The organism is Epilithonimonas lactis, from assembly GCF_900110605.1.
Classification (GTDB): domain Bacteria; phylum Bacteroidota; class Bacteroidia; order Flavobacteriales; family Weeksellaceae; genus Epilithonimonas; species Epilithonimonas lactis.
In genome coordinates this window covers 17,909-27,838 of the sequence record NZ_FOFI01000008.1, presented here as the reverse complement: position 1 = coordinate 27,838, position 9,930 = coordinate 17,909, and the positions used below count along the sequence as shown (strand labels likewise).

Sequence of the window (9,930 nt, the reverse complement as noted above, 5' to 3'; positions counted from 1 at the left end):
TATGGAAAAGAACATTGAAATTAAAAATATAAGCACTGAAGAGATTATCAAAATTCTCAAAGAAGAGGAGGAAATTGAGTTAACTATTGAGGAAGCTGAACAAATTGTAGAATTTCTAAAAATGCTATTGACAGTCACAATAAGGGAGTTTTTAGATGAATAATATTTTAAGATTGTAGAAATGAAAAAAGCCGATTTATACATTCGTGTTTCAACCGATGAGCAGGCAGATAAAGGATATTCCCAAAGAGATCAGGAAGAAAGACTGAGACGATACTGTGAAAATAACAGTATCGTAGTTGGACAGGTCATTTATGAAGATTATTCAGCCAAAACCTTTAACAGGCCTGAATGGATCAAACTGCTAGATACACTTAAGAAAAAGAGCTCCAGAACCAACTTATTGTTGTTTACAAAATGGGATCGTTTTAGCAGAAACGCAGGTGATGCCTATCAAATGATCAATATGCTCAAAAAGCTCCACGTTGATCCGCAAGCCATTGAACAACCTTTGGATCTTTCAATTCCCGAGAATAAGATGATGTTGGCAATCTATCTTGCTGCACCGGAAGTTGAAAACGACAGACGTGCCCTGAATACCTACTATGGAATGCGTCGTGCAAGAAAAGAAGGAAGATTGATGGGAAGGGCGCCTTATGGATATGTCAATAAGATCACTGAGAATGGGAAGAAGTAGGTCACTCAAAAAGAACCGGAAGCTTCAAATATGAAATGGGCATTTAATGAGATGGCAAAAGGTGTTTATTCAGCCAGCCAGATCATGGATATGATGAATATGCGGGAAGGGAAAACTGTAAAAGTCAGTGCTTTTCTTGCCGGCTTAAGGAATACTGCATATTGCGGAAAAATTTATGTAGAACAATATAATGACGAGGAGGCTCATTTTGTTCCAAGTATTCATGAACCTTTGATCAGTGAGGAGTTATTCGAAAAAGTCCAAAATATAATGGATGGCAATGCAAACCTTGCAAGACCCAATGTAAAAATCTTGTCTGACGATAATCTTCCCCTGAGAGGATTTCTAGTCTGTCCGGAATGTGGTCATTTAATAACCGGTAGTGCATCTACAGGATACTCTAAGAAATATTATTACTACCATTGTCAGTCACCATGCGGATATCGTTATAAAGCAGAAATTATTAACAATAAATTCCTGGAATTACTACAAGCTTTAGAAATGAGGGAGTCCATTAAAAAATATTTGAGAAAGGTCTTGAAACAAAATTTTGAGAAGTTTATCGATAATCCTCAACATCAAAGAAAAAAGATATTAATGGAAATAGATGGATTGAATAACAGGTTAAAGTCGGCACGAAACAAATTGTTGGAAGATGTCATTGATAATGAGGATTATTTGGAAATTAAGACTGATTGCAAGGACAAAATTGAAAAGTTAGAAAGCAACCTGACCAAAGTAAAAGATAAAAACAAAATAGATTTTCCGAAACTACTTGACCATGCATTATCGAACGTTGTAGATCTTGCTAAAGTCTTTAGTAGTGGGGATATCACATTGAAACGTCAAATAATTAGTTCGATATTCCCTGAAAAATTGGAATTTTTTGAAAATCATTATCGAACTATGCGACCTAACGTTTTGTTGTCCTATATCTATCAGATTAACAATGATTTACGAGCTAAAAAAAACCGGAAAAATAGTGAATTATCACCTCTTTCCGGTCTTGTACCCATAACCGAAGAGTTATCGAAATATTTGGTGGAAGATTTAGAAAGAATTTCAAAATTATCAGGAACAAATTTATAAACTCTGTATATCATTTTTTTCTGTTGTAGGCTAAAGATAAGTTATATTATTGTCCTAGTATTTTCTATTGCTGAAAAAATAATATGCTACACTTTGACTGTTGAAAATCTTTAAGAAGAGTGTGAACGAATAGAAGAATAGTACAGAGAAATGTTGCAATACTTACGAGTCTTACAGAATGTTCTTACGGTTTTACTATTTTAAAAGCTGTATATTTGAAAGTACTCTAACAATTTCTTTTTGTATGAATTCATCCAAACCCACATCAAAAATCAGATTTACATTCGATAAAGGGGTCACCATACCCAGTTTAATATTTATAGTGGGGATATGTATTTTCTCAGTATTGTTTCCTGTTGAGATCAAGGCTGTTTTAGATGTGATTAAGAATTTTATTTTTGTAAATCTCAACTGGGTGTACGTATGGTGTGTGACCATATTTGTGATATTTCTCGTGTTTCTGATGTTTAGCAAGTACGGAAAAATCAGATTAGGCACTAACGACAGTAAACCTGAACATTCTTTTTTTTCCTGGATTTCCATGCTTTTTGCTGCCGGCATGGGAATAGGACTGATGTATTTCAGCGTCGCAGAACCAATGCAGCATTATTCTACAGATGCTTTTTCTGAAAGCCATATTATCAGCAGGGCAAAAAATGCACAACTTTACACCTTCTTCCACTGGGGTATCCATGCCTGGGCAATTTATGGTCTCGTAGGTCTCTGTTTAGCATATTTTACCTATCGTTACAGACTTCCTTTGTCACTCCGCAGTTGCCTGTATCCATTGTTAAAGGACAGAATTAAAGGTAAATGGGGCGATGTGATTGATATATTTGCTTTATGCAGTACCTTTTTCGGTATTACAACAACGCTGGGATTTGGGGTTGTTCAAATTAATTCAGGATTAGAAACGATGAAAATCTTGCCCGAGACGGGATTCACCTATCAGATATTAATTGTTCTAGTCTTAGTATCAATCGCAGTTTTTTCCGCGACATCAGGAGTTAATAAGGGAGTTAAGATCTTAAGTAATATCAACGTTGTTATCGTTATTATCCTCCTTTTATTTGTCCTGTTTTTAGGACCGACCGTTTATCTGATTGGAAGTTTCACCTATGGTCTGGGCAATTATATCAATAACTTTTTTGACCTGACTTTCAACACCCACGTTTATGAGGAAAAAACACTCTCTTGGTTTTATAACTGGACCATTCTCTATTGGGCATGGTGGATTTCCTGGTCACCTTTTGTAGGTTTATTTATTGCTAAAATTTCAAAAGGAAGGAGTATCCGTGAATTCATTGCCGCTGTTTTGATTATTCCCACATTATTCAATTTTATCTGGATGTCGGTTTTTGGGAACAGTGCTATTTGGTTTGACTTCAACGTGGCGAATGGCGCACTAAGTGCCTTGGTTTCTGATCCTGATGCTTTGATGTTCAGGTTTTTAGAATATCTTCCACTTTCCAAAGTTTTAAGTTTTATTGTTCTGGCAATAATAATAATCTTTTTCGTTACTTCAGCAGATTCAGGAATGCTGGTAATGGATAGTATATCCTCAAAAAATTCAAGTAAATCACCTAAAATCCAAATGGTATTCTGGGGAATACTTCTGGCAACATTAGCCCTTATGCTACTTAATGCAGGCGGGCTTCAAGCATTGCAGACGATGACACTTATCACTGCGCTGCCGTTTGCAGTCATTATGATTTTATTTGTTGTCTCATTGATGAAAGCACTAGTGATAGATTACCGATACTATGAAAAAGGACTTTCGGTTTCTACAGTACCTTGGTCAGGCGAATTCTGGAAAGAACGGCTAAAAAAAATTGTTTCTTTCAAAACGAAAGAATCCGTGAAAACGTTTATGGACGATCAGGTCTTGCCTGCTTTCACAGAATTAAAGGAAGAATTTTTATTAAATGGAATTGCCGTTGAGATCAATTACTTACCGGACGATTTAAAGATCCATTTAGAGATCCATCACGATGTGGTCAATAATTTTATCTATGGCGTGATGGGGCAGAAAAGAATCGTTTCCGAATACATGGTGGATGATGACAACCTACCAGACCTGGATAGCAATGTTACGTATTTCCCTAAAACCTATTTTGGGGATTCACGGGAAGGATACGATGTCCAGTACTTTACCAAAAATGAGTTAATCAGCGATGTGCTAAAACACTATGACCGGTTCCTTAAGATAGTAGCTGAAGAGTCAAACGAAATGTTTATAAGCAGTGATAATAATTCTCTATAGACTTAATAATTTAGTCCAAGTTTCAAGCAAATGGATTTCGGTACACTTAAAAAAGACAAATATCTTAATTCCGGATAGATAATTTTAATTAATGATGATGAGATTTTCTAACTGTATAGCATTTTCTATTTATTAAATCTTCCAATGAGTCAAAAGATATAATGGTGGACAAAATTGGTATTAGTAAGTTCTATTAAGAGTATTTTGATAATCAGACTTTGGTGCACTCAATGCAAAAGACTAAGCAGGAAAATCTTCTGGAGTATCTATCGGTGTTGGAATTTTTTGAGGCAGCGACTCTTCGTGTGATCAAAGTGGAGTAAGAGAATTATGGAAAGGACAGAAAAGTCCTCTAACCTGGGTGACTCCTTCTACTGGTATAGGATTTTGAACAGACTTAGATACGAAATTATTCTGTTCAACTATTAGCGCATGGCAATAAATATTTTAAGATGAGAACTACAATTTTTTCTATTCTAGCAATTTTTTTTGTAGTTATAATTTTTATTTTCTACATAGATAGTGGAGTAAATAATGATAAATTTATTATACAAGATATAAAGGCTGGCTTCGACGGAATCGTTTTAAAAAAAGTTTCTGTTAGGTCTAATGATCTCTTAACTCATATCAAAATTAAATCAAAAACTAAGGATACACTAGTATTCATAGGCCAAAATATTAATAATATTAAAATGGACGATTCAATCTATAAACCAGCAGGTACTCCATTTTTGTTTATTAAAAGCCGGAGACAGACGAAAAGAATAAATTATAGTTTAATTCCATCAAGATTATTATATAGTGACGATTTCGAGGCTTCATGGAAAGACAGTTGTAAAACAACATGGAAACATATTGTACAACAATAAAAAATATTTGTCAATTTTCGTAAATCGAGCTAGAAAAGTTCGGCATCTGTTGGGTGTATTTCACCATAAGAAGCCGTGGCGGGATATTTGATATTTCACCTCAAGCCGCTTGAGTATTACAGCTTCGCCTAAACGTACTGAATATTACAGCAATTCAAAAAATACTTTTAGCAATAATAAATTTACGTTCTCTATGGATCAATATCTGATTATTTTAGTAATACTCGGCGCTGCCATTTTCAGTGTGACATGGATGCCCAAAATTTCAAAAAAAACTGGCATCTCGTACTCTATTTTTTATGTAGCAACAGGGTTTGCACTTTATCTACTGGCTCCCGATCTTCTGCCAAACCCAATGCCTCAAAAAAATGAAAATCTGACGCTTCATTTAACCGAGTTGATTGTTATTATTTCGCTTATGGGTACTGGGATCAAGATCGACCGGAAATTTTCTTTTAAAACCTGGTCATCCCCGTTGAAACTTGTAAGTTTTACCATGTTATTGTGTATTGGTGCAGCAGCGGTAATGGGCTATTATTTTTTAGGTTTCGGTCTTGCTTCAGCAGTACTTCTTGGTGCTGTTCTTGCTCCGACGGATCCTGTCCTCGCATCGGATGTACAGGTGGGACCTCCAAATGAGGGAATGAAATCAGAGACCAAATTTGCGCTCACGTCAGAGGCTGGACTCAATGACGGAGTCGCTTTCCCATTTACCTGGCTTGCCATTACTATTGGTCTTATGTTCACAGGCAAAGAAAGCAGCTTTTTAGAGTGGTTTGCTCTTGATGTTATCTACCGAATAGTTGCCGGTATTGTGATCGGATTTCTATCAGGCAAAGGTTTTGGCATTTTGTTATTCAGAGTGTCCAAAAAATATGAGATCCTACGAACCAGAGATGGTCTGGTGGCAGTTGCTGCTACTTTACTAGTGTATGGTATAACAGAAATTGTTCATGGTTATGGATTTATTGCAGTTTTTATCTGTGCAATCACACTAAGGCATTTTGAGAAAGATCACCAGTATCACGATACACTTCATTCTTTCACCGATCAGATAGAAAGGCTGCTAGTCTGCCTGCTACTGATTATTTTCGGAGGAGCATTAGCAATGGGTATTCTAGAACCCATAAATTTGAAAATGGTTGTGTTTTCGGTAACTTTCCTGCTAATAGTAAGACCTGTCTTTGGATGGCTGGCATTGAGTTCCTCAAAAATGAAAAACAAAGAAAGGCTGGCGATCGGATTTTTTGGCATCCGTGGGATGGGTTCGATATTCTATCTTGCATTTGCTTTCAGCAAATATAATTTTGAACATCAGGATGAATTGTGGGCTGCTGTTTCTTTAACGATTCTCTTTTCAATTTTGATTCATGGCCTTACGGCGACGCGTGTCATGGAATATCTTAAAAGAGAAGCATAGGATCAGTAATACAGGGGTCTACAGAAAAAAACCTCACATTTTAAGAAAATATATTGTTCCTGACCGCAGTAACGTATCCTTAGCGTATTGATGGCCTTGAATTCAATTATAATGATTTTGAATCTACATAATAAATTCTCTGTAATACTAAATGATATATTAGCGCACCTGAAAAGTAGCAGATAATATCTATAAAATCAGCTGTATATCTTGCTGATAGTAACGGACATATAATTTCAAATACAATGGTCAGATTAAGTGCAGCTCCCAGCAAAAACTTCAGATCCGGTCTCCAATCCGGATAATAGGTGAGCTTCATGATTTTCATTATCGTATAACTGAACATAGGGACACTGTATAGATCAGTCAAATGATCATTGATTAGAGGTATGAGTATTCCATTCCTTCTCAAAAATGCGATAATTCCCCAAATGATAAGCCCTCCAATAAACCAATATGAAATATTTAATTCTTTAGACATGCATTGCGCCTAAGATGATGCTCAATATAATTTGAATGACTTTTAGAAAAATATTGACATCAGGTTTTTGTTTGTCTTCAGCTGAATTATCTTTATTTTCGCTGTCTTCGTAATTAAATAATTGCTTTCCTTCCATTTTTTTTCTCAATCATAACAAAATTCATTCCTACTCCACTTGTCTATTAATAGGTACATAATTTTAGATCCTTTTGATAGTAATGTTTAATTGGAATATCCTTTCAGCAACTGCCTGTAACTCATTAAAATCGATGATTTCGAAATAAACCCAAGGAAGATATTCTGCTGATCGACGACAGGCAAGCTCCACGTACCAGTGTTGTCAAAGATCTGGAGTATCTCTCTCGGCTTATCGTCGGGATGGATGAATGCTGCCGGGGCTCTCATTATTTTTGTTATCGTAAGGGTCAAATCATTTTCATCATTGAAAAAATAAGGTCTGATATCATCTAACGTTAGAATACCTCTTAACTTTTTATGATCATCGATAACTGCGAAAAAATTCTTGTTCCCGTTCTTAACTAGATCAGACAATTCTTCTATTGAAGCATTTTCATTAATGGTTTGGGAGTATCTATCAATGAAATCTTCTGTATGGAGTGAGAAAAGAAGATTCTCGTCATGCTGATTCGTGAAAATCTTACCCTGGTCGGCCAAAGATTTTAGTTCTGGGGATATCGGTGAAAACCATTTTGCAATGAGGTAAGAGATCACTGAAACGATCATCAAAGGTATAAAAAGGTCGTATCCAAAACTGGACTCAGCAATTAGAAATATGGCAGTTAGCGGGGCGTAAAGAACACCGCTCATCGCACCGGCCATTCCTACCAGAACTAAGTTTGATACAGGAACGTCCTTAAAGCCGATCTGCTGGCAGATTACGGCAAATAAAAATCCGACGGTTCCTCCTGCAAAAAGTGATGGTGCAAAATTACCTCCGTTTCCGCCGCTGAAAATGGTGAAAGATGTTGCAAAAGCCTTTAACAGGCATACACAAATTAGAAATACAATGATCGTCCATTCTTTGATGTCAAAATATCTAAAGAGACTGTTTTCGATGATCGAGTTGGTATTACCATTGGTAAAAGCTTTCACGGTATCGTAACCTTCTCCGAACAGTGGCGGAAAAAGCACGCAGAGTAACGATAGGATGGCACCGCCCAGCATTGCCTTCCGCAATCTGGACATTTTCAGACCTTTGATAAAATGCTCTACCTTTTGGGAAACCATTAAAAAATATCTTGCATACAGTCCTGTGACAATACCTAATATAAGATAGTAGGGTAGATTCCTGTAATCAAATGCTTCTCTGGTATGGAACCTAAAAAGTATATCTTCCTGAAGCAGAATTCTGGATAAGAGGCTACCACATACCGCAGCAACTACCAGCGGGATAAAATCCGTAAAGACCACGCCTGTCAGTAGGATTTCAAAGGCAAACATGACCCCTGCGATAGGAGCGTTGAAAGCAGAGGCAACACCAGCTGTGGCTCCGGCTGCCAAAAGTAGTGTTCGTTCCTTGTAATTCAGGCGGTAGGTCTGCGCGTAATTGGAACCAATGGCCGCACCAGTCACAGCGATAGGGCTTTCTAAACCGGCAGATCCTCCGAGACCTACGGTTATTGCACTTTGGACAATTTGGGAATAGGTCTTCACGGAAGAGACGATACTCGAATTCTGAGCGATCTCATACAATATGGCGCCTATCCCTTTTCTGTCCTGTCCTTTGAATATCGTCAACACGATGCTGGTTGTCAATACGATTCCCAAAAAAGGAAAAATGATATAGAACAGGATCTGATATTCAAAATGAACCTTGTTCGTGATAAAGAAATGGATATTGTGTACTATTGTTTTCAGCAGAACACCAGCCAGACCTGCTGTACAGCCCACTAGGATTCCGGAGAGAAGTAAAAACTGGCTGCGGCTGAGCCTGTTGTTGAGCCAGTGGAGGATCAATTCATAGCTGCGGGCCTTTTCAAGTCCATATTTTTGGAAGTCTCTCTTGAACCTGAGAAAACTTATATATCTTTTTTTATTGTTGATATTCACTTATTTGGATCGCTTTTATTAGCGCTAGGATCTTGATTAGAATGCGCAATTTTTAGGGTTATTGCAAATATACCAAAAGCTTATGGGATAGGCATCTCTATCTCAGTAAAATCAATAAGATCTGTATCCTAAAAGTATGGTAGAAAACGATCTTTCATTTTTTTTGTATCTTACTACGATCAATTATTCGAAATCATCAATTAAAAAATATAAAAAATTGTAATTATGAAGATAGGATTATTAGGATTTGGGAAGGCAGGTAAAGCGGTAGCAAATGTCATTCTTCAGCACAAGGATTTTCACTTGAATGGGTTCTGAAGAAAACTGATATGCTTAATAAGCTTTCTGCAAAAGATATTCTTGGAATATCTTCACCGGATGACGCATTGATCTATTCTCAAAGCAGCACGGACATTGAAACATTACTTGAGGATCATCCAGTAGACTTTATTATTGATTTTTCCAACGAAGAAAGCATTCATCTTTATGGCAAGGTCGCAACCCGTAAAAAGATCAAGATCATCTCAGCCATTTCGCATTACAGAGAAAATGACATCAGAGTTCTGAAGAACTTGTAAGGGACACTGTGGTTTTTTGGTCGCCTTATATCACGCTGGGCGTCAACTACTTTTTGTTTGCGGCATTGCTCTTAAAAAATATAGCGCCGGTGTTAATATAGAAGTGGTTTAAGAACATTTTAAGGCAAAATCCGGTGTTTCGGGAACAGCAGTGAAAATTGCGGAAACTTTGGATATAGAGACAGAAAGCATCAACTCTGTCAGGGCTGGCGGTATCGTTGGAAAACACGAGGTCATATTTGGATTTCCTTACCAGACCGTTCGTCTTGTCCACGAGTCAATATCACGAGAGGCTTTCGGAAGCGGTGCATTGTTTGTCGCTGAGAACCTTAAAAACAAACTGAAGGGAATGTACAATTTTGAAGACATCCTGCGACCTTACTTTTTCGCTCAGACTCCAGATATGTTATCTTAAAATATATCTGTGGAAAATGCCATTCCAAAATTGGAATGGCATTTTTGA

The 9,930-nt window shown here is 36.9% G+C and carries 7 protein-coding genes and 1 pseudogene; 6 read left to right on the top strand and 2 right to left on the bottom strand.

Features of this window, described 5'->3' with window-relative positions; translation table 11 throughout:
- The first annotated feature begins 181 nt into the window (after positions 1–181).
- The 4 genes from BMW39_RS19570 to BMW39_RS18980 all read left to right on the top strand — a co-directional run bounded on the left by BMW39_RS19570 (position 182) and on the right by BMW39_RS18980 (position 6,338).
- Positions 182–697 (top strand): recombinase family protein, encoded by a 516-nt coding sequence (locus tag BMW39_RS19570; protein ID WP_228445487.1) that lies wholly within the window; start codon positions 182–184, stop codon positions 695–697.
- A gap of 30 nt (positions 698–727) precedes the next feature.
- Complete coding sequence (locus tag BMW39_RS18995) at positions 728–1,786, top strand: recombinase family protein (protein ID WP_245750509.1); 1,059 nt, start codon at positions 728–730, stop codon at positions 1,784–1,786.
- A 244-nt stretch (positions 1,787–2,030) separates the two neighbouring features.
- The gene (locus BMW39_RS18990) at positions 2,031–4,049 is read left to right on the top strand and encodes a BCCT family transporter (RefSeq protein ID WP_034980100.1); all 2,019 of its coding nucleotides are present in this window, start codon (positions 2,031–2,033) and stop codon (positions 4,047–4,049) included.
- Between the two features lie 1,062 nt (positions 4,050–5,111).
- Entirely contained in the window at positions 5,112–6,338 is a 1,227-nt protein-coding gene (locus tag BMW39_RS18980) for a cation:proton antiporter (protein WP_034980095.1), read from the top strand.
- Between the two features lie 473 nt (positions 6,339–6,811).
- On the opposite strand, the gene BMW39_RS19390 is transcribed toward BMW39_RS18980, so the two are convergent.
- Both BMW39_RS19390 and BMW39_RS18970 read right to left on the bottom strand, forming a co-directional pair.
- A complete protein-coding gene (locus BMW39_RS19390) occupies positions 6,812–6,955 on the bottom strand; it encodes a hypothetical protein (protein ID WP_155845857.1) in 144 nt (47 codons plus the stop codon).
- An 86-nt stretch (positions 6,956–7,041) separates the two neighbouring features.
- A complete protein-coding gene (locus BMW39_RS18970; RefSeq protein ID WP_027388399.1) occupies positions 7,042–8,889 on the bottom strand; it encodes a chloride channel protein in 1,848 nt (615 codons plus the stop codon).
- A gap of 329 nt (positions 8,890–9,218) precedes the next feature.
- Between BMW39_RS18970 and BMW39_RS19680 the strand changes: the two genes are divergently transcribed.
- Positions 9,219–9,467 (top strand): hypothetical protein, encoded by a 249-nt coding sequence (locus BMW39_RS19680; RefSeq protein ID WP_311316409.1) that lies wholly within the window; start codon positions 9,219–9,221, stop codon positions 9,465–9,467.
- A 148-nt stretch (positions 9,468–9,615) separates the two neighbouring features.
- Positions 9,616–9,882: pseudogene (locus BMW39_RS19675) on the top strand (dihydrodipicolinate reductase C-terminal domain-containing protein); the annotation flags it as partial.
- Positions 9,883–9,930 lie beyond the last annotated feature (48 nt).

Bases quoted from the DNA above. Each gene is read 5' to 3' on its own strand.
- BMW39_RS18990 (WP_034980100.1), top strand. From the start codon at position 2,031: ATGAATTCATCCAAACCCACATCAAAAATCAGATTTACATTCGATAAA.
- BMW39_RS19390 (WP_155845857.1), bottom strand. From the start codon at position 6,955: ATGGAAGGAAAGCAATTATTTAATTACGAAGACAGCGAAAATAAAGAT.
- BMW39_RS18995 (WP_245750509.1), top strand. From the start codon at position 728: ATGAAATGGGCATTTAATGAGATGGCAAAAGGTGTTTATTCAGCCAGC.
- BMW39_RS19570 (WP_228445487.1), top strand. From the start codon at position 182: ATGAAAAAAGCCGATTTATACATTCGTGTTTCAACCGATGAGCAGGCA.
- BMW39_RS18980 (WP_034980095.1), top strand. From the start codon at position 5,112: ATGGATCAATATCTGATTATTTTAGTAATACTCGGCGCTGCCATTTTC.
- BMW39_RS19680 (WP_311316409.1), top strand. From the start codon at position 9,219: ATGCTTAATAAGCTTTCTGCAAAAGATATTCTTGGAATATCTTCACCG.